This window comes from Stenotrophomonas nematodicola (assembly GCF_009467805.1).
In the GTDB taxonomy this organism is placed as follows: Bacteria; Pseudomonadota; Gammaproteobacteria; order Xanthomonadales; family Xanthomonadaceae; genus Stenotrophomonas; species Stenotrophomonas nematodicola.
In genome coordinates, this window is the sequence record NZ_WIAY01000004.1 from 338,799 (window position 1) to 360,666 (window position 21,868).

General features: G+C 69.2%; 7 protein-coding genes. 2 read left to right on the forward strand and 5 right to left on the reverse strand.

What is annotated here, in order from left to right; genetic code table 11:
- Positions 1-225 precede the first annotated feature (225 nt).
- Complete coding sequence (gene mntP, locus GDJ08_RS14375; protein ID WP_017356021.1) at positions 226-804, forward strand: manganese efflux pump MntP; 579 nt, start codon at positions 226-228, stop codon at positions 802-804.
- Positions 805-825: 21 nt separating this feature from the next.
- On the opposite strand, the gene GDJ08_RS14380 is transcribed toward mntP, so the two are convergent.
- Both GDJ08_RS14380 and GDJ08_RS14385 read right to left on the reverse strand, forming a co-directional pair.
- A complete protein-coding gene (locus tag GDJ08_RS14380) occupies positions 826-4,278 on the reverse strand; it encodes a hybrid sensor histidine kinase/response regulator (RefSeq protein WP_017356022.1) in 3,453 nt (1,150 codons plus the stop codon).
- A 63-nt stretch (positions 4,279-4,341) separates the two neighbouring features.
- A complete protein-coding gene (locus GDJ08_RS14385) occupies positions 4,342-5,703 on the reverse strand; it encodes a sensor histidine kinase (RefSeq protein ID WP_037591210.1) in 1,362 nt (453 codons plus the stop codon).
- A 165-nt stretch (positions 5,704-5,868) separates the two neighbouring features.
- Here GDJ08_RS14385 and GDJ08_RS14390 point away from each other — a divergent pair, with 165 nt between their 5' ends.
- On the forward strand, positions 5,869-7,764 hold the full coding sequence (locus GDJ08_RS14390; protein WP_165699816.1) for a GGDEF domain-containing protein: 1,896 nt from the start codon (positions 5,869-5,871) through the stop codon (positions 7,762-7,764).
- A gap of 16 nt (positions 7,765-7,780) precedes the next feature.
- Here the strand turns inward: GDJ08_RS14390 and GDJ08_RS14395 are convergent, their stop codons facing one another.
- Genes GDJ08_RS14395 through GDJ08_RS14405 form a run of 3 tightly spaced genes read right to left on the reverse strand, consistent with a single transcriptional unit; the run spans position 7,781 to position 21,706 of the window.
- Positions 7,781-8,791: an OmpA family protein gene (locus GDJ08_RS14395; protein WP_165699817.1), complete on the reverse strand. Its 1,011-nt coding sequence runs from the start codon at positions 8,789-8,791 to the stop codon at positions 7,781-7,783.
- A gap of 10 nt (positions 8,792-8,801) precedes the next feature.
- Positions 8,802-12,158, reverse strand: coding sequence for an Ig-like domain-containing protein (locus GDJ08_RS14400; protein WP_153165130.1), 3,357 nt, complete (start codon positions 12,156-12,158; stop codon positions 8,802-8,804).
- Positions 12,155-21,706: an SdrD B-like domain-containing protein gene (locus GDJ08_RS14405; protein ID WP_153165131.1), complete on the reverse strand. Its 9,552-nt coding sequence runs from the start codon at positions 21,704-21,706 to the stop codon at positions 12,155-12,157. The genes GDJ08_RS14400 and GDJ08_RS14405 overlap by 4 nt, the downstream gene beginning before the upstream one ends.
- Positions 21,707-21,868 lie beyond the last annotated feature (162 nt).

Consider the following 21,868-nt stretch of genomic DNA (forward strand, 5'->3'; position numbering starts at 1 on the left):
GCCGTGGATGCGCCACGCGGCGATGCCGGTGCTAAGCTTCGCGTCCCCTTGGGGAGTAGCCTGTTTCCTGCGATAGGAAACGCCCGTATCAACATACTCGGCCAGTGCGCCGTGGTGCGGGCAGCCATCTTGGTTGGCGAGACCAGCGGTCCGCGTGCGCAACGACAGGTTGGGCGCGAACGCGGTCCGTTGCTCGCAATCGCCCGACCTGCCGTGTACGTCCCCATGTCACCCCTTTCGATCCTGCTGATCGGCTTTGCCATGTCCACCGATGCCTTCGCCGCGGCGATCGGCAAGGGCGCCGCCATGCGCAAGCCGCGCCTCCCCGATGCCCTGCGCGCCGGCCTCATCTTCGGTGTCATCGAAGCGATCACCCCGGTGATCGGCTGGCTGCTCGGCCGCGCGGCGCTCCAGTACGTGGAGGCGTTCGATCACTGGATCGCGTTCGGCCTGCTCGGTGCGCTGGGCGTGCACATGATCATCAACGGCATCCGCCCGGACAGCGACGACGGACAGGACGATCCGGACAGGCACCACGGCTTCTGGCGGCTGGCCCTGACCGGCCTGGCCACAAGCATCGATGCGATGGCGGTCGGCATCGGCCTGGCCTTCCTGGACGTGAACATCGGCGTGATGGCGCTGGTGATCGGCCTGTGCACCTTCAGCATGGTCACCGCCGGCATCATGCTCGGCCGCGTGCTGGGCAACATGGTCGGCAAGCGCGCGGAGATCATCGGCGGCCTGATCCTGATCATCATCGGCGCCACCATCCTGTACGAACACCTCAGCGGCGCGATGGCCTGACCCGGCGCCGCTCACCCGCGGCTACATGTCGCCGCGGGTGTCGTGGAACGCCGCCAGGAAGGCACGCAGCGACGCCGGCTTGATCGGCTTGGTCAGCAACCGGTAACCCCGTTCGCGGGCCATGCGCTTGAGCTCGTCGCGCCCGTCGGCGGTCAGCAACGCGCCGGGAATCGCCCGGCCGGCCTTGTCGCGCATCGCCACCAGAGTGTCCAGTCCATCCAGGCGGTCGTGCAGGTGGTAATCCACCAGCATCACGTCCGGGCGCTCGGCCACCTTCTCCAGCGCCTGATCCACGGTGCTGGCGGTGATCACCTCGACCTGCCAGCGCCCCAGCAGCGCGCGCATGCCGTCCAGGATCTCCTGGTCGTTGTCCACGCACAGCACGCGCATGCCCGCCAGCGAGTCGGTCCGGGTAGACGGGCTGGCAACCGGCAGGGCCACCGCCGAGGTGGGCAGGTCCGGCGCATCCACCCGCGGCAACAGGATGGAGAACATGCTGCCGCTGCCGACCCGGCTGCGCGCGTTGAGGCGGTGGTCGAGCAGGCGGGAGATGCGCTGGCAGATCGACAGGCCCAGCCCCAACCCCTGCTCGCCCCAGTCGAACGGCTGCTGGTAGCGGTGGAACTCGTCGAAAATCTGCTGCATGTGATGCTCGGGAATGCCCGGACCGGTATCCCACACCTGCAGCTCCACTTCCTGCCCGCGCTGACGCACCGCCAGCACGATCCGCCCCTGCCGGGTATAGCGCAGCGCATTGGCCAGGAAGTTCTGCAGCACCCGGCGCAGCAGCCGGCGGTCGCTGCGCACCCAGGCCGGGCGCGCGAACAGATCCAGACGCAGGCCGCGGCCGGCGGCCACCGGCGAGTACTGGGCGGCCAGCTCGCGCATCAACAGGCTGACATCGAAATCACCGATCAGCGGGTGCAGGCCACCGGCATCCAGCCGCGATACGTCCAGCAGGCCATCCAGCAGCTCTTCGGCCGCGCGCAGCGAGGCATCGACGCGTTCGGCCAGATGGCGCTGCTCCTCGTTGTTCTGGTGGCTGTCGCGCAGCGCCGAGGCGAACAGCCGCGCGGCATTGAGCGGCTGCAGCACGTCATGGCTGATCGCGGCCAGGAAGCGGGTCTTGGACTGCTGCGCCACCTCGGCCTCGTGCGAGCGCTCGGCCACGCGCTGTTCCAGCGTTTCATTGGCTTCCAGCAGGGCTTTTTCGGCGTGCTTGTAATCGGTGATGTCGTTGTAGCTGGTGACATAGCCGCCGCCGGGCAGCGCCTGGCCGCGCATTTCGATCACCTTGCCATCGCTGCGGGTCCGCTCGAACACATGCGGTGAGCCGGCGCGCATGTAGCCGATGCGGCGGTTGATCTGCACGTCGATGTCGCCCTCGCCCAGCTCGCCGCGCTCGGCGTTGTAGCGGATCAGGTCGGCAACCGGGCGGCCCACGTACAGCATGCCGTCGGGGTAGCCGAACATCTGCTGGTAGCGCCGGTTCCACGCGGTCAGCCGCATGTCCGGATCGACCACGCTGACCCCGGCACTGATGTTCTCCAGGGTCGTGGAGAGGATCTCGCGGTTGAAGCGCAGCTCCTGCCCGGCTTCATCGAGCACCGCCACCACTTCGCCCAGGTCCATGCCCGAACCCCGCAGCAGGCTGGTCAGCAGCAGGCGTGCCGAGGCCGCACCGATCGAGGCAGCCAGCAACCGCTCGGTGAACTGCACCCACGCGCGGTCGGCTGGCGCGGAGGCCTGCAGCTCGCGGCCCATTGACTGTGCCTGCTCAAAGAACGAGCGACGCGCATGGCGGTCGCCGACCACCCGCGAGGCCAGCGCCAGCAGATCGCCGACGTGCACGTTGCCGGGCCACGCACCGGCCACCGAGGGCCGCTGCGCATAGGGGTCCAGGAACGGCGCGGCACGCAGGCGCTCGTCCACACCGGGGCGCCAGCGCACTGATACCAGCACCATCGCCGCCACGTTGACCAGCAACGACCAGAACGTGCCGTGCGTGAGCGGGTCCCAGCCACTCATGCCAAACAGATGCTGCGGCTGCAGCCAGCCGATCCCGAACGGGCCCTGCACCAGCCACGTCGCCTCCATCCAGCCGGCGTGGGTCAGCGCCGGCAGCAGCAGCGTGTACGCCCAGGTGCCGAAGCCCAGCAGCATGCCGATCTCCACGCCCTTGCGGCTGGCACCGCGCCAGTACAGCCCGCCGATCAGCCCCGGAGCGAACTGCGCCACTGCGGCGAATGCCATCAGCCCGTACGAGGCAAGGGTGCTGTCATTGCTGCTGCCGCGGTAATAGCTGTAGGCCGCCAGCGCCAGCAGCAGAATCGCGGTACGCCGGATCCACAGCACCCGCGAAGCCACATCGGCCGCTTCCTGGTGATCGCCGCTGCGGCGCAGCAGCACCGGCATCACCAGATCGTTGCTGACCATCGTGGCCAGTGCGATCGACGCCACGATGACCATGCCGGTGGCGGCGGAGAAGCCGCCCACGTAGGCCACCAGCGCCAGGAACTTGCGCCCTTCGGCCAGCGGCAGGGCCAGTACCATGCTGTCATCGGCCACGCTGCCGCCGGTGCCGAACAGGGTCACCCCGGCGGTGGCGATCGGGATCACCATCGCCGAGATCACCACCAGGTAGGCGCCGAACATCCAGCGCGCGCGGCGGATGTCGCGCACGTCGCCGCACTCGACCACCGCCACGTGGAACTGTCGCGGCAGGCAGATGATCGCCAGGAAGCTCAGCAGCGTCTGCGAGATGAAGCCGACCGGCGGCAGGCCGCTGAACAGGGTATGCGCAGACTCGATCACCGCGTCGGTGCGGTCGTTGAGCCACAGGTAGGCGAACAGACCCAGCGCGACCATCGCGATCAGCTTGATCATCGACTCCAGCGCGATCGCCAGCATCATCCCGTGGTGGTGCTCGGTGGCGTCCACCTGGCGGGTGCCGAACAGCGTGGCGAACAGCGCCATCAGCAGCGCCACGTACAACGCCGGATCAGTGAAGAAACCGGTGGGGCCGACGTTGCCGGTGAGCACCTGCAGGCTCATCGCGACCGCTTTGTACTGAAGCGCGAGGTACGGCACGATGCCGATCAGTGCGATCACCGCCACCAGTGCGGCCAGGCGCCGCGAGCGGCCGAACCGTGACGAGATGAAGTCGGCGATGGAGACCACGTTCTGGCTGCGCGCGATCAGCGCCAGGCGCTCGATGATGCGCCAGCCGAATACCCACAGCAGCAGCGGGCCCAGGTAGATCGGCAGGTAGCCGATGCCATTGCGTACCGCCGTGCCCACCGCGCCGTAGAAGGTCCACGACGAGCAGTACACCGCCAGTGCCAGGCTGTAGACCACCGGCCGCAGCCAGGGACGGTCCGGATACATCGGGCGACGGTCGCCCCACCATGCCACGCCGAACAGCAGCGCGGCGTAGGCCACCGAGACCAGCAGCAGGATCCAGCTGGAGACCACAGGATTGTTTCCGCGGGAGCAGCCCGCAGTGTAGCGGCTGCACGGCCCCGGACGCGCCCCGGATCAGCCCTGTGCCGCCGCCCGTGGGCGCGTCGGCAGCCGGATGCACACCTGCGTGCCGCGTCCCCTGGCGCTCTCCACGTCGATGTGCCCACCCGCTGCCTGCACCAGGCTCGCCGTCACCGCCAGACCAAGTCCGGTGCCCTGGCCCATCGGTTTGGTGGTGAAGAACGGCTCCAGGCACCGGGCGCGCACCTCCTCGCTCATGCCGTGGCCGCTGTCGCTGGCCCGCAGGACCACCTCGTCCACGCGCGACGGCTGCGTCACGGTCAGGCTGAAGTGCCCACCCTCCGGCATGGCCTGGTTGGCATTGACCGCCAGGCTGATCAGGATCGACTCCAACTGGGCCGGATCGAAGTGGATGAGGCACTGCACCTGGCCGCTGTCCACCTCGCACCGCACGCCGGGGTGGAAGACCTGCTGCAGCATCGGTGCCATGTCCGAAACCACCGTGGCCACATCCAGCAGGCAAGGCCGGCTGTCTTCGAGCCGGCTGAAATCCAGCAGCCGCCTGCTGACCGCAGTCGCCCGCCGCACCGCGGAATCACCGCCCTGCAGGGCGGCCTGCAGCTCACTGCCCTGACTGCGCCGCGCTTTGGCGATGTAGCTCTGGATCAATGCCAGCAGGTGATTGAAATCATGCGCGATGCCACTGGCGAGGCGGCCGACGTTCTCCATCTTCATCGCATGCACCAGCTGGCCGCGCGAGCGCTCCTTCTCCTGCATCTCCAACTGCAGCTGATCCCGCTTGCGGGCCAGATCGCGGCCGTGGTCGCGTGCCACCTGCAGGCTTTCGCGCAGGCCGGTGACGCTGTGGTGCAGCAGCCAGGCGGCCAGCAGCGTGCCGAAGACGCAGACCGCCAGGTCGTTCACGGCCGCCAGCAGCCGATCGGGGTGGAACATCACGCTGGACGCGTCCACCCACGCACCCACCACGATCAACAGGCTGATCCAGGCGGCCACCCCCGCCAGCGGGCGCCGCCCGAGCACGGCCGAGACCAGCATGACCGGCATCAGCAGCACCAGTTGCAGCCGCAACTGTGCGGCCAGGCCCCAATAGACATAGGCCGCCGTCAGCAGGAGCAGCTGGCCACAGACAAACACGGCAGCCGCACGCAGCGACCGCCCGGCCCGCTGCTCCCACAGGCACAGCCCGCACAGCAGCGCGTGCAGCGTGGCGATGACCGGGACCATCGGGTCCAGACCCACTCCCATCCGCAGGGCGGTCCAGCCGGCCATCAGCAGATGGAACAGGCCCACCAGGCACAGCAGGCCCCGCAGCATGGTCTCGGTACGCCGCCCAAGCGACTGTGGCGCGGTGGCAGGGCGCGGACCGGTCCGGGCGGTCGATGCGGTAGTGGACATGCGCGGCAGGCTCCAGGCCGGTGCGACGGCGACCGGCGGCAAGGAGGGTATAGTAGCCACGCACAAGCTGGCAGTACCGTCGCGGGCGCTCCGCATCGCCGCCGGCCTGCACTCGACCGGGAAGTCGTCGCTCCTATGCCCAAGTTGTCACGTGTCCGTCGCGGCGTGTCCGCGCTCGTCTGCCTGTTGTCGGTCGCTGCGCCCTGCGCACTGGCGCAGCATCCGATCAACAGCGCACCGCTGGTCGCCCAGGTCCAGCAATGCCATGCCCTGCTGACCAGCGCGCCACGGACATCGCTGCAGATGGCGCGTGCGCTGCTCGCATCGCCGTCGCTGCCGACCTCGATCGAGATCGGTGCCCTGGCGTGTCTGGGCGTGGCATTGCGCTCGCAGGGCCAGCTCGACCAGGCCGCAGACCTGCCGGCGCGGCTGCAGGCCGCGGCTGCCCGCCCCGATGCGAATCCCGAAGACCGGCTCCGCGCCCAGTCGATGGCCGCGCACCTGCTGTTGTGGCGCGGCGATCATGCACAGGCACTGGAGCTGACCAATCTGTTCCTGGAAGAAGCCGTCCGCCAACGGGACGTGCAGGGGCAGATCGGTGCGCTGATGCAGATCGCCATGATCCGCGGTGATGCGATGGGCGACCCGCAGGGCGCACTGACCTATCTGCAGAAAGCCACCGCCCTGAACCAGCACATGCGACGGCCGCCCAACCCGGGCGATCTGATCCTGTACTACAACTACGGCTTTGCGCTGCTGCAGATGCATCGGCATGAAGAGGCCTCCACCGCGTTCACCCGTGCCGAAGCCATCGGCACGCGCCTGGGCGGCCAGGAGCTCTTTCTGCACCGCATCGTCAGCCATCGTGCCGAGATCCAGCGACTGGCCGGGCAGTTGCCCGAGGCCGAGGCGAAGTTCCGCAGCGTGCTGGACTGGCAGGCCGTGCAGGACCCGCAGGGCCACATCGTCACGTTGCAGCGGCTGGCGCGGCTGACCCTCGACCGGGCAGGGGCCGAGGCCGCGTTGCCGCTGGCGGAGCAGGCCCAGGCCGCGGCGGAGCGGGGTCGCTTCACCGACGAGGTCCGCGCCGGCCTGGATCTGCTCGGCGACATCCACACCCTGCGGGGCGAACGCGCCCTGGCCTTGCGGTACGCGCGCGAGGCCCGCGACATCGACCGCGCGCGCAGCAAGGGCGACACCCTCAACCAGCTCGCCCGGCTGCAGGCCACCGCGGAGCGCAGCATCGACCCGGCCGAGGTCAATGCAATGCAGGACCTGGGCCGCGTGCGCGTGCTGCGCAACAGCGCGCTGGTGGCGCTGCTGGTGGTGGTGGCCGTCGCCACCGTCATCGTGCTGCGCATGCGCCGGCAGCGGCGCCGCCTCACGCTGCTGAGCAGCACCGACAGGGTGACCGGGCTGGTCAACCGCCGGGAAGCCGAGCGCCTGCTCGCCGCGGACCGGGCCAGGAGCGGTACCGAGCAGCGCAGCGTGGTGATGCTGGTGGAACTGGATGCGTTCAAGGCGCTCAACGAACGGCATGGCGAGGCCGCCGGCGACGCCGTGCTGCGCGCGGTGGGCCGGTGCCTGCGCCAGCACTGCGACAGCCATGACCGGATCGCGCGATGGAGCGGCGCCACTTTCCTGGTTGCGCGGCATGACACCGCCGCGCCGGCTGCGCAGGCGTTGGCCAGCCATCTGCGCGCGGCGATCGAGCGGCTGGTGGTGGACACGGGCCCCGGCCAGCACCTGACCCTGACCGCCAGCATCGGTATGGCACCCCTGCCCCTCTTCGCCGGTGCGTCGGACGCGCTTGACGACAGCCTGCGCGCGGCCGACCGGGCGCTGCAGAGCGCGCGCCGCAGCGGCCACAACGCCTGGGCCATGCTGTGGGGCGAGGACGCCGGCCGCGACGTCGATCTGTACAGCCTGCTGCACGACCCCGCACGGGCCATGACCTGCGGCTGGCTGTCGCTGGCCGGAAGCCGACCGATGGCCTGGCTTCCGCCGCGCCCGGGGCCGGTCCGTTCGCCCGTGGATCAGGACGTACAGACCGGCACTTGATGTCCGGACCGACCGGTCAGCGCGTTACCTCGAACCGCACCTCGACCCGCCGGTTCGGCAGCAGGCATTCCAGCAGCGCCGCGCGTGGGCGCACGCCATCGCACTGCTGCACCTGCTGGGTATCGCCCCGGTACTCGTAGCGGATGCGGGCCGGATCAATGCCGCGGCCGACCAGCAGTTCGCGTACCGTGCGTGCCCGCCGTTCGGAGAGCGACTGGTTGGCGTCGAAGCCGCGGCCCTGCATGCGATCGGCATGGCCAACCAGGGTGATGCCCTGCAATTGCAGGCCTTCGTCGGCGATCCGGGCCAGCGCGCGGTCCACGCTTTCCAGGGAGTAGGTGCGGATGTCACGGTACGCATCGCGGTCGAACTCGAACAGCACATTGGCGACCAGCGGCCCCGGTGCGGCGGCGATGGCCGGCACGGCGCCGCACTGGCGGGCCAGCGCTTCTGCTTCGTTGACCAGTTCCTCGGCAATCTGGATGTACGGCTTGGAGTGCCGCCACTGCTGCTGGTTGAACTCGTTGCCGGCATGCACCAGCTCGACCTCGCCACAGGCGACCTGCTGCTGGGCGCAACTGAAGCCCGGCGCACCGTGCAGCACCCGCAGGCGTTGCCACAGGTCATCGCGCAGGTACTTGGCCTTGTTCACCAGCGGGGTGTCGATGGGCAGCGGCGAGACGCCCTGCTCCATGCCCACGATCAGCTTCTCCGACTCGGTGAGCGCCTGCTGCGGGAACGCGCTGCGGTCGTTGCGGCTGTACTCGTGGAATGACACGTCCAGCCAGCACTGCGCCTTGGACAGGTGGTAATCGCGGATCGGGCGGCCCCCATCGTTGAGCGCCTGGATCCGGCCCTGGGTCGCCTCGTAGGCGCCGTGATCGGCATGGATCGCCTCGTCGGTGATGCGTTTCTGCTGCGGCAGCAGCTGTGTCTGCTGTGCACCGGCGGGCGCGACAACGCTGGCGAGCAGCGCGGCGGCGAGCAGCGAGGGGACAGCACGGTTCATCGGGGAAAGAGTGGTCATCAGGGCATCCTCAGCGTGCCGGGTCGCGGTAGCGGACGGGGTCCGGCCGGAAAAGGTCTTCATCGAACTTGAAGCGCAGGCGCAGGAACACGCCCTGCTGGGTGTACTCGTACCCGTTGAGGTCGCGGTCGCCGTCGAAGCCGGTCCAGTTGTAGCCGGCCGACAGCCACAGGTTCTGCCGCAGCAGGCGGCCGACCTCCATGCCGTAGGCGTACTGGTTGGCGCCGGCCTGCCCGCGGAAGGTGGAGGCAAGCACGCCGATGTCCCAGTTCTCGGTGATGTCGTACACCACCCGCCCGGACAGCAACACGGCCCGGAAGCGGCTGTTGACGCGCGCACTGTCGGTGTAGGCGAACTGGTCCTGCTGCCACTTGCCTGCCACGCGGCCGGTCAGCCACCACGGCCGCGACGGGTGCCAGTCAGCATGGGCCGAGACGATGTGCGCGCGGGTGCGCACGTCCTGGCTGGTGCCATCAACGGTGTTGCCGTCGGACAGGGTCAGGCCGCTTTCATCGCGTTCGAGCTTGTATTCGTAGCGCGCCAGCGCGTTGATCCGGTTGCGGTCGGTATCGCGGTAGGCGACGCCGAGCTGGAAGCGGTCCTGCAGCACATCGCCGCGGGCATCGTAGCGTGTGCTGAGCAGGTAGTTGCGGGCCAGCAGGGTCCAGTCACGGCTGAGCTTGCGGGCAAGCATGAACTGCAGCAGCGTGGTGTTGAAGGCCTCGTTGGTGGCCGTGTCGGGCACGTCCTCGGAGATGCGGTGCTCGGCCCGGATCGCGCCGCGCCACAGCGGATTGGCGCTGTAGTCCAGGGCCAGCGCCAGGCCGGTGCTGTCACCGGTGCTGCCGTCGATCACCTTGACGTGCTCGGCCGAACTGGCCAGGCGCAGGCCTTCGCGGATGTCCCAGGTGTTGCGGATGCCCGAGGCAGCCTGTACATCGCGGCCACTGATCGAATCGCGCAGGCGGTACTCGCTGAAGGTCTGGGTATCGCGCAGATAGCTGCTGTCGATACCGAACACCAGTGCGTCGGCCTCGCGGTCGGTGGTGGTGATGCCGTACGCGCTGGTCAGGCCGGTCTGCTTCTCGTAGCGGCCATACACCCGGCTGCGCTCGAACACCTGGTAGTCCAGGCCCGCGGCCAGACGCCGGCGATCTTCGCCACTGACGCTGTGCTCCACTTCCGCGCCCGCGCTGAGGCGGTCATTGAGGCGATAGCCCAGGCCAAACCGCGCACTGTCCGATTCGAGCTCGGTGCCCACCGGCAGGTCGCTGGTGATCGGGCTGCCGGTGCTGCTGCCGTTGATGACCATCAGGCCGGTCAGCGGGTCCAGCGCCTGCTGCCCGTACCCCAGCGCGCCACCGCCGGAACCGGTCGCAAACCCGCCGGTCAGGCCGCCGGCATTGCCGAACGGCACACCGGACGACCACGGCGAGGTCACGCCGATGGTCTCGCGGATGCTGCGCACGCCCAGGTCCACGGTCAGGCGGTCGGTGGCGCCGATGCGCACGCCGGCGCCACCCGCGTCGCGCTTGCCGCCGTCCGGATTGCGGTCCTCGCTGCGCAGGCCTTCCACATACAGTTCCAGCCGCGGGCCGACCCGGTAGGCAACGCGCGCGTTGTACTCGCCACGGCCGCCATACAGCGGGGCCGCCGGGTTGTTGAACGCCGGATCGGTGCGGGCGGCAAACAGGCGCGCGTCCAGCTTGTCGGCACGGTGCGCGAACTCCACACGCCAGGCATCGCCTTCAACCTCGCCGCTGATGTCCTTCAGGCCCTGCGAGGTGATCTGGTTGATCGAATTGGTGTTGACCTCGCTGCGGGTCCGGGCGAACTCGGCCACCAGCAGCGTGTTGGCCCCGAACCGGTAGCTCGCGTTGGCGCTGCCCATCTTGAACTCGGCATACGGGTTGCGGTCCTCGACCGCCGCCGCGCCGACTTCGAGCTGGTCGGTCAGTTTGACCTGCGCATCGGCGCCGACCACCCAGAACTTTTCGGTGCCCTGGTCCAGCTCATAGGTGATGCGCAGCGAGACCGGGTTGAGGTCGCTGTCGAAGGCCGGCAGGAACTGATTGAGCAGGATGCGGCCGGAGAACGGCTCGAAGCTGTAGTCGACCAGCCGCGCCAGCGAGCGCACCGAGGTGATGCGCGTGGGCTGGTTGCGGTCGCGCACGATCACTTCCACGCGTTCGCTGCCTTCCAGCACGGCGTTGTTGCGCAGTGCGTAGGGCCCACTGCCCTGGCTGCGGAACTCCTCGATCACCTGGCGCAGCGAATCCTGCATCGCAAACACATTGCTGCGCACGCGCTCGCTTTCGAAGTGCCAGCCCAGGCCGGTGGCGGTCCGGTTGTAGGTACCCAGGCTGCGCTGCGGAATCGCGCCGCTGCCACCGATACCGGTGGCCGTGGCAAGGGTGTCGCCGGTCTGGAAGTCGCCGTACAGCAGGTAGCTGCGCCGGTTGTCGATGCGCACGTACAGGCGCTCGGCCGAGCGCGCATCGAAGCCACGCAGCGACGAATCGCCATAGACCGGATAGAACTCTTCAGGCTGGATATCGCGCAGCAGGCGGCCGCGGGTGTCCTTGTCCGAATCGTAGGCGGCGGTCAGCAGGTACTCGCCCTTGATGCGCCCCTTGACGAAGAACGCGGTACGCGCGGCCGCATTGGCCTTGCCGTTGTTGAACTGGCGCTCCCAGCGGCGGATGTCGCGGTCGAACGCGTCGTGGTGCTCCACCGGGGAGATCAGACCGGCATTGCTGCGCCGGCGGAAGTTGACCACGCCCTCGATCAGGCCGGTTGCCAGCAGCTCACGCATTTCCGGCAGGAAGCCGATGGTGCCCTGTGCGGTCTCGGCGCCGGCGGTGATGCGCAGCACCACGTCCTGCGGGTCGTGCGGCGCGAGCAGGTCGAACTCGGCCACGCCGTCCACTACCTGCAGCTGGATGCCGGGGGTGACCTTGTCGGCGTCGAGCGCGCCCGGTCCGAGTTCGTCGGTGCGCGAGCCCGGCAGGCGGATGCGGCCACCGCTGGTCTCGATCGTGGCGTAGGTGGTGCCGGCCAGCGCGCGGCCGGCGGCATCGAGCAGCTGCACGCGCACGTGCACCGCACTCTGGCCATCGGCCGGTACGCCATCCCGGTCCAGCTCGACCAGGATGCGGTCGAGCGTACCGGGCACGGCGCTGTCCAGTGCGCGCGGCGCGGCATCGGTGCTGGCAGGGCTGCGCGGGTACAGGGTGCTGGCATCGCCGAGAACCGGCGTGAAGCGGCCAGCGCTGCCCACGCTCTGCGCCATCGCAGGTACGGCGGCCAGGGCGCAGGCCAGCAGGCTCAGGCGCGGCAGACGGTACAACGGGTGGGCGCGGCTCATGGCTGCACCTCCGTCGAAGCGCCGGCAGCGGGCGGGTTGGCTCTGGGATGCACGATCGGTCTCTGGTTGGCCGAGTCGGTCGCCTGTTGCGGCGCCCGCGCGGGTTTGCTGTCAAAGCGCAGCGGCGCCTGCCCGGCTTCGGTCTCCGGCGCACGTACCTCACCCTGGGTGCGCCGGGCCTTGACCTGCTCCAGCACCGGGTTGGCACAGCTGCCCTCGATGAAGTCGGCGCGGTGCAGTTCGCCGTTCTTGAGATCCAGGAACAGGCTGTCGGCATCGCCCAGGTTGCGGTTGCTGCTGGTGGTCAGGCGCGCGCCGACCGGCAACGTGCTGGCATCCACCTTCAGCGTGTGGCTCTGCGGCGGCAGGCCGCAGTAGCTGTACTTGCCTTCGGAGTCGCTGATCACCCAGGTGCCGTCGGAGAAGTACAGCCGCACGCCCGGGATGCCCAGTTCTTCGCGGTCCTGCACATGGTTGTTGTTGCAGTCCATGAACACCTTGCCCAGCACGCAGGCCTGGTCGGTGAACACGCCACCGGTGACCCGCACGCGGTATTCGGCGCGGTTGGACGGGAGCGCACCGGGCAGCGGGGTGATGCTGCCGGTATCGATGCAGCCGCCGCTGAAGGCACAGCCGAACGCCTGGGCACGGTTGATGCCGTCGCCCTGCTGCGCACCCACGCCCACCCGCACGCGGTAGGTCAGGACGATCTGCCCGCCGACCGCGATCGGGCCGACATCGAAGCCCAGCAGCGGGCCCGGCTTGCCGGAGGGATCGGTCACGGCGCGGCCATCGGCACGTGCGGTGCCGTCGATGTAGGTGAAGCCGCGCGGCAGACGATCGATCACGTTGACCGTGCGCAGCGCGCTGCCCGCGGTCTGGCGGATGGTGATCGTGTACTGCACGGTGTCGCCGATCTCGGCGGTCTGGCGGTCGCCGTTCTTGCTGATGGCCAAGCCCGTTGCCACCGCAGTGTCCAGCGGCAGGTGGTTGTTGATGATCGCGGCGGTATCCGAGCCGGCGAACAGGCCCAGGTAGTACTGGGTCGGCAGGCCGACCGCACCGGTCGGCGCGAGACGGTTCGGCTGCACCTCATGGTTGGCACCCGCGCCGCCTGCCGGCGACAGCGAGCCACTCTGCGGCGGGATCAACGTGGACACGAACTGGTAGCTGCCCGGCGGCGTGACGGTGAGCTTGAATTCGCAACGGGCCGGCGCGGCCGGACCGAACGCGAACTGGTAGAAGCCCTCGCTGCCCACCGTCATCGAGATCGCACTGCCCTCGAGGCGATAGCCACCGCTGCCGGCATTGAGCACCGCGGTGCGCGGGTCGTAACCGGTGCACACGCCCACCGGGCTCAGGGTCACGATGGAGCCCGGGACCGGGTCACGGGTGGTGGCGTCGTAGACCACGCCCGACGGGTCCACCGGCAGGCTCTGCTGCGGCAGGTGCTGGCCGGGGCGGAGCACGACTTCCAGCTGGCTGATGCCATTGTCGTTGACCCGGCAGGCACTGACCCCGGCGCGCGCGATGGCGGTCGCCGCGTCGCAGGCTTCCAGGACCCCGGACAGGGACTCGCGGGTGACCGGATTGGGCCACAGGATGTTGGAGGTCGGATCGCGGAAGCGGATGTTCCAGGTCACGCCCGGCACCACATCGGCGAAGCGGTAGCTGCCGTCGGCACCGGTGGTGGTGGTCTTCACCACCTGCCCGGTGATCGGATCGACCAGTTCGACGCCCCACGACGGCAGGCGCTGGTCGCCCCCGTCGAGCAGCTGGTCATCGCTGCCGATGTCGTACCACACGGTCCCGCCGACCGACGCGGCCAGCTGCACGGCATTCGGCACGCGGCAGGCGTTGAACTGGATCGCCTCCACGCACGCGGGCAGCTGGGTCACGTCGCCATCGAACGCCGAGCGCTCGGCGGGGGTCGGCGCGCGGAACTCGTTTTCGCCACCGCCCTCAACCAGCACGGCGTTGTGCACGGTGCCGGCCTCGGCGGCGGCGGCACCGACCAGCGCCTGCACCGCGATGGTGTCCGGCGAGGTGGCACCGGCGGCCAGTACCTGCTGGCTGCGGCAGGTGAAGCGCGTGTCGCCCACCGCGCCGGTGCAGACCCAACCGGTACCGGTCGGGGCAGCGGCGAGGGTCAGGCCGGCAGGCAGGCGGTCGTGCACGACATATTCGCCGCGCGACGGCTGCTGTCCGCCATTGCGCACCTGGAGGGTGTACGCGGCGATGTTGTTGACGGTGAAGCGCGGGCTGGCGGCCGACTTGCTGACCAGCATGTCCGGTGAATCACCAATCTCGCCGAAGTTGTTGTCCAGCGAATCGCCGCCCAGCGGCAGCACGATCTGGCCGATGGTCGACGGTACGGTCTCGCGGCCGCTGGCCACGCCGGTGACCACGCCACCCACGGTGCCGGCACGGGTGATGCCATTGAGGGTCTGCGGCGGCTGGGTCGGCTCGGTCACCGTATAGGTGCCCGGGCGCAGGCCGTCGAAACGGTAGCGACCGTCGGCATCGGTGGTCAGCGTGATCGAGACCGGCTGGCCCAGATCGTCGGTGCCGGTCAGCACCACGGTGACGTTGGCGATGCCGCCCTCACCCGGATCGACCAGCCCGTTGTCGTTGCTGTCGTTGTAGACGCGCCCGGCGATGCTGCCGGTCGGAATCTCGCCAAAGTTGTTCTGGACCGACTGCTGGTTGACCCCCAGCACCAGGCCGGTGATGGTCGACGGCGTCGTGCCCGGCGCGGTCGCCGTGCCACCGGTGCTGCCGGCCACGGTACGGCCATCGCGGGTGCCTGTCGGCTGCTCCGGTTCGGTCACGGTGTAGGTGCCCGGCGGCAGGTCGCCGAAGCTGTAGTTGCCATCGGCATCGGTCACGGTGTCGCGGCTGATCGGATTGCCGACCAGGTCGGTGCCGGTCAGGGTGATGACGACGTTGGCCAGGCCGGTTTCACCCGGATCGACGACGCCATCGTTGTTGCGGTCGATCCAGACCTTGCCGCTGATCCCGCTGTTGAGCGGAATCTCGCCAAACAGGTTGTCCACCGAGGCGCTGCCCGGCGTGGACAGATCGATCGTGCCGATCCGGCTGGGCACCGTGGTCACCGGCGTGGCGGTCCCGCTGCTGACGCCATCGATGGTGCCGGCAGTGGTGATGCCGTTGCTGGTGCCGGTGGGCTGCTGCGGTTCAACCAGCGTATAGATGCCCGGGCGCAGGTCGGCAAAGGCGAAGCGGCCATCCGCATCGGTCTGCACGGTGCGCTGCACGCTGGCGCCGGTATCGTCGGTACCGGTCAGCTCGATGGTCACGCCCTCGATGCCGGTTTCGGCCGCACCCTGCTGCGCGCCGTTGTTGTCGGCGTCGAAGAACACCGTGCCGGACACGGACACGGCCAGCACTTCACCGAAGTTGTTGGCGAGCGACGCCTTGCCGGCCGGCAGCACGATCGCGCTGATGGCACTGGGCACGCTTGCCACGGGGGTGGCGGTACCGGCCGGGGTGCCGTCGATGGTGCCGGCGCGGGTGATGCCGTTGATCGTGGCGGCGCCATTGAACACCGGCTGCGCCACCTGCTGGGTCACCGTATAGGTGCCCGCCAGCAGATCGGCGAAGCGGTAGCGGCCGTCGGCATCGGTGGTGATGGCGGCAAGCGGCTGGCCCAGCGCATCGACCGTGCCGGCCGGCAGCTGTACTTGCACATTGGGCAGGCCCGGTTCGCCGGCATCCTGCACGCCATTGTTGTTGCGGTCCAGGTACACGGTGCCGGACAGACTGCCGGCGCGCTCACCGAAGTCGTTGCCGGTCGAGCCGGCCACCGGCAGGTTGACGATGTTGATCACGTTGCCGGGGGTCTGGCGACCCTCGGCCAGCCCGGTCGGCTGGGTCTCGGTGATGCGGTAGTCCTGCCCGGCCACGGCGCCGGGATAGCTGTAATGCCCATCGGCGTTGGTCAGCAGGGTTTCGCTGGTGTCGTCGCCGGTGCCGAACACACCGTCCGGGCCTGCGCCCACAATGACCACCTGCACGCCGGGAATGCCGACGTCGCCGGCGTTGTTCTGGCCGTCATCGTTGCGGTCCAGGTACACCGTGCCACTGATGGGCGCGTTGGCCAGCTCGCCGAACAGGTAACCGGTGGCGTCCTGGCCGGCGTCGATACCGATGCCGGAGATCACGTTGGGCACGGCGGTGCTGCCCGGCGTGGTGGCCGTGCCGGCGGTGTGCTTGCCGTCCAGATACGCGGCCGGCTGGGTTTCGGTCAGCGTGTAGCCGGTGCCGGCCTGGGCCGGCAGCAGATCGTTGAAGCGGTAGGCGCCCGTGGCGTCGGTGGTCGCGGTCAGGCTGACCGGATTGCCGAGCACGTCGGTGCCGGTGAGGGTCACGATCACGTTGGCGATCGGGTTCTCGCCGCTGTCGCGGACGCCGTTGTTGTTGCCGGCGGCCACGTTGGAGAAATCCTCGTAGACAAGGCCGGCCAAGGAACCGAGCTTCTCGCCGAAATCGTTGCCGCTGGAGCCGGTCAACGGCAGCGTGGCGATGTCGATCCGGTTGCCCGGGTTCTCCGTCGCGTTGGCATACCCCTGCGGCTGCGTTTCGGTGATGCGGTAGTGCTGGCCGACGACCAGAGTGTCGAAGGTGTAACGGCCCTGCGCGTCGGTCTGCACGCTGACCGGCGGCAGATCGTCGGCGGTGCCGTAGACGCCGTCCGGGCCGGCGCCGGTCAGGGTGATGGTCACGTCCTGCAGGCCGCCGTTGGGCTGCGAGCCGCGGTCGCCGGCATCGCCGGCGTCGAAGTCGCCATTGCCATTACGGTCCAGATAGACATGGCCGGAGATGGCGGTGACCGCGTCTTCGCCGAAGTTGAACACGGTGCCATCGTCGCCGTTGGACAGATCGATGCCGGCGATGCGATCGGTGCTGGCGGCATCGCCGCCGGCACCGGTCGCCACGCTGCAGCTGGCGCATGCCACGCCGCCGATCAGGCCAGGATTGATCGCACTCGGACGGTTGCGGTAGCTGCCGTCCGGCAGCACTTCGCGCAGCGTGTAGATCTGCGGGTCCAGCCCCAGGAAGCTGTAGCTGCCATCGTTGCCGGTGGTACGGGTGGCCACGACAGTGCCGGTGGCATCGAGCAGTTCGAGGGTGGCATTGGCGATCGGGGCGTCGCCGGCGTCGCGCACGTTGCTGTAGTTGCCGTCCACATAGACGAAGCCGGACAGCGAGGGACGCCGCACTTCCGGGAAGTCGTAGCGCACCGCATCCACCCCCGCGCCCAGCGCGATGGTGGTGTAGACCGAGTCGGCGCTGCCGGGCGGCGTCACCGCCGCGAACACACCCCCGGCCGACGGCGCCAGCGGACCGCTGGACGGCGGGGCGACCGGGCCGTTGGCGTAGGTCGGCGGCTGGGTCTGGGTCAGGGTATACCCCTGGGCGCCTGCCGGGGCCAGGTTCTCGAAGCGATAGGCGCCCTGCGCATCGGTGGTGGCATCGAGTGCAACGGCATTGCCGTAGGCATCCTCACCGCTGAGGTGGACGCGCACGCCGGAGATCAGCGGCTCGCCGCTTTGCAGGGTGCCCCCGTTGGCACCGGCGCGGTCGCGGTCCTGGAACACCACGCCGGCCAGCGAGGAACGGAGCACGGTGTGGGTGGTGGTGTCGTCGTTGTTGCCCGGGTCCGGATCAAGCTGGTCGCTGGTGGCCTTGGCACTGTTGATGCCGGTGCCGTTGGCCGGAAGCGTGGTCCAGCGCGCGGGAATCAGCACGCGCACCTGCCCGTCCAGCGCCAGATCGCCCATCCGGCAGGTGACGGTGCGGCCCACCAGCAGGCAGTTGCCCAGGCCGGTGGTCTGCACGCCCGGGTCCGCGGTGGCACCGCGCTTCTGCCAGGTGATGGCCGCCGCGCCGCCGAGCACCTCAAGCCCATCCGGCAGGGTATCGGTGACAACCACGCCGTCGCCGTTGAGCGGGTTGGTCCCGGTGCGGTCGCGCGACAGACTGTGGCCGGGGCCGTAATTGACCACGTCCAGCACGAACCAGAACGGCTGGTGCAGGCTGACCGTGCCCGCCGCCGCCGGCAGGGGCTGGCTGGGATCGGCACTCGGGGCGAGCACTACGCTGGACTTGCGGATGGACAGGTCCGAGCGCGTGCGGATGCTGGTTTCCTGGGTGGCAGTGTTGTTGCTGGTATCGCTCTCGGCTTCGGCCGAGCGCGCGGTGACCGAGTTCTTCAGCGTTTCGCCGGTGGCCGGCGGGGCGGTCATGTACTGATAGATCAGGTACAGGTAGCTGGTCTGGTTGTTGGTGATGACGCCTTCGTCGGTGGTGGTGACACCGGCGCTGGGCAGGGTGCAGGAAATGGTCTGCGGCCCGGTGCTGGGATTGGTGCTGCCAGCGGCCACCGAGCAGCGGGTGCCGACCGGTTCCAATGCACCCTGCGGGCCAGCGGCGGTGCCGGTGCGGCTGCCGACCAGGCTCACGCTGGCGCCCGGCGGCGGGGTGATGGTGTCGTCGATCATGGCGCGCGTGGCCAATGACGGGCCCGCGTTGCGCACGCTGATCTGGTAGTAGATGTAGTTGTTGACCTCCATCCCGGCGCGCGAGTCGAAGCCCAGCGGGTCCACCGCGCCGATGAAGTTCTGGTCGATCTTGTTGACGATCAGATCGACGCGACCGGCATCGAACGGCAAGGTCGCGTCCTTGCTGTCGTCGTCGGTGCGGTTGTTGTAATCGTAGGTCCGGCCGTTGGCGTCGGTGCCACTGGACGGGTCCGGCGTACCGTCACCATCGAGGTCGAAGTGGAAACTGCCGGTATTGGTGAACTGGCGGCCGGTGTTGCCACTGTTGACGTTCGGGCGGATCTCCACCGTCATCGTTTCGGTGGAGTTGTTGGCCATGTCCTTCGGCGTGCAGGTCAGGCGCAGCGTGGCCGGCGCACTGCCGGTGTTGAACCAGGAGGTGCCACCGGGCGCCGGTGCGGAGCTGATAGACGGGTCATGTGTGGTCACCGTGCAGGCCTTGCTCGCCGCGTCCGAACCGGTACGCAGCGCGGAGAGCAGTACGAAACCGGCATCGTTGGCAGGCAGCGTGAACAGATCGCTGAAGACCACGCCACGCGCCGTCGACGGACCCCGGTTCTGGTAGGTGATGCGGTACGAGGTGTTGACGCCGGCACGCCCCGGCGTGCCCGAGGTGATGTCCTTGCGGGTGGTGGCGACATTGGCCACCGCATCGATCTGGACCCAGTCCGAGGCGGTGTTGTTGCTCTGGTCGATCTCGCCCAGCGCGCCGGGAATGGCCGGATTGATGCGCACACCGGCCGTGTTGCAGAAGCGGCCCGGCAGCAGCGGCTGCCCGCCGCAGACGCCGGCCGGCTGGCCCTGGCTGTCGAACAGCCCGCGATTGACGGTGAAACGCACGGTCGCGGTCTCGTTGCGGCCCAGTACGCTGGTTCCGGCATCGCACACCCACGCGCTGCCGCTCAGGCGGCAGTTCCAGCCCGCCGGGCTGGCGTTGCCGGTCACCGTGGTCACGCCGGTGACGAAGCCCGGAATCGGGTCGTTCACCACCACGCCGGGGGTGGCTTCGCCGTCATTGTGGATCAGCAGCGTGTAGGTCACCGAATCATCGCTGTTGCGGATGATGTTGTCGGCGTCGCCCGGCCCGTTGGTCTGCTTGGTGATCGACAGATCGGCACGGTCGTCGGTGGCGCGGCTCTCGCCGCCGGCACAGTCGTTGGTGTCGTTCGGATCGCGGTTGATGCCGCCGGCGGTCACCGGCTCGAGCGAGCCGCCGCTGCCGCCGGTGCAGGCGTCATTGCGCAGCGCACCGGCGGTGCGCGCCAGCGTCTGCAGCGCCAGAGCGGGCGCGCTGGCATTGACGGCCACCGGATAACCGGTGACCAGGGTGCAGGCCACCGTCTGCGCCTGGCCGACGGCCCACGCACGATTGACGCTGCAGCTCCAGCGCCCGATCACCACCGAGGTACCGGGGAGGATCGGCTGCCCGCTGGCATCGACCCACTGCTCGCCGGCCGCGAGCGTGTCCACCACCTGCAGGTCGCCGGTGACCGCCCGTGGCCCCAGGTTCTGCACGCCAAGCGTGGACGTCATCATGCTGTCGCTGCGCACACCGGTGCCGTTCCACACCGGGACCAGCAAGGGCGAGCGGGACTTGCTCATGCGCAGGTCGGCGCCATCGGGAATGATGGTCAGGCCGACGGTGCCACTGTTGTTGGCCGGCACGGGGTCCGGCGTGGTTGCGCTGATGTTCGCGGTGTTGCTGACCACCCCACTGCTGTTGGTGCCGGTCGAAGGCACCTGTGCGGTGATGGTGATGATCGCCTGCGCACCCGGCGCGAAGCTGCCGGCCAGGCTGCAGGTACGGACGCTCGCCCCGGCATTGCTGGTGCAGGTCCAGCCGGCCGGTGCCACGCCACCGGTGATCACGAAACCTTCCGGCATCGCGTCGGTCACGACCACGCCGGTGGCGGCGCTGGGGCCGTCATTGCGCGCGGTCAGGGTGTACGTCACCACCGAACCGGCCGCCGCCGGCGCCGGCGATACCGACTTGGACATCGCCAGATCCGCACCGGCGGTGACCGCCGTGGTGACGCGCGCGGCATTGTTGTCCGGCACCGCATCGGGCACGGACCCGGCGTTGACCACCGCGGCGTTGACGATGTTGCCGGTGCCGACATTGACCTTGCCGCGGAACTGGTAGCTGGCGCTCGCACCCACGGCCAGGGTGCCGTTGTAGGTGCCGTTCTGCGCGCTGAAGCTCCAGTCCGCGCCGTTGGGAGTGCCGACCAGCGTCACGTTCGGCGGCAGCGTGTCCACCACCCGGAAACCGGTGGTGACGCTGGGGCCGTTGTTCCTGACGGTGAGGGTATAGGTCACCTCGCCGCCGCCGATCACCGGATCAGGGCTGGCGGTCTTGCTCAGTTCCAGGTCGGCCGCGGCCTGGATGGTCGTGGTCTGGTTGGAACGGTTGTTGCCGACGTTGGTGTCACCGGCGAAGAACGGATCGTTGGCCTGCAGCGCCACGATCGGCGTGGTGGCCGGCGGCAACGCGGCGGCGAAGCCGATGGCCGCATGCAGGGTGATCGTCGCCGGCTGGGTCTGCACGGTGGTGACCGGCAGCTTGAACTGGTACGGCGCACCGGAGGCGCTCAGGGTCGGGTTGGTACACACCACGCGGGTGATGCCGGCGCTGCCGGGCGATGCGCTGCAGCCGGCCGGCGCGGGGCTGCCCAGCGCCGTGCCGACCGGGAGGTCGATCAGCGTCACGCTGCCGGCAGCGGTGTCATTGGCGCCGTTCTCGACTTTGACGTTGTAGATCACGGTGGTGCCAGCCGGTACCGGGTCGTAGCCGGTATCGGAGAAATCGGTGACCTGCAGATCGATCGCCCACGCAGACAATGGCAGGGCCAGCATCAGGGTCGCCAGGACGGCGCGCCAGCGGCCCATGCGGGCTGATGTGGCTGCGCGCTCGAACGGCGTCACCGCCGCGCAGATGGCTGCGCGATCGCTATGGCTGGACATGCGTTGTTCCCCTGTTCCGGTCTCTGCTGCTTTCAGAGGGAACCCGGCCGGAAGCGGCGATGACCGCAGGCTGGCACGATGCTCCCGTGACGTACGGCGACCTGGGCGCGCGCGACTGTCGTCATGGGCACGCTCAAGCGGGGCGCATTGTGCTGTTGCACC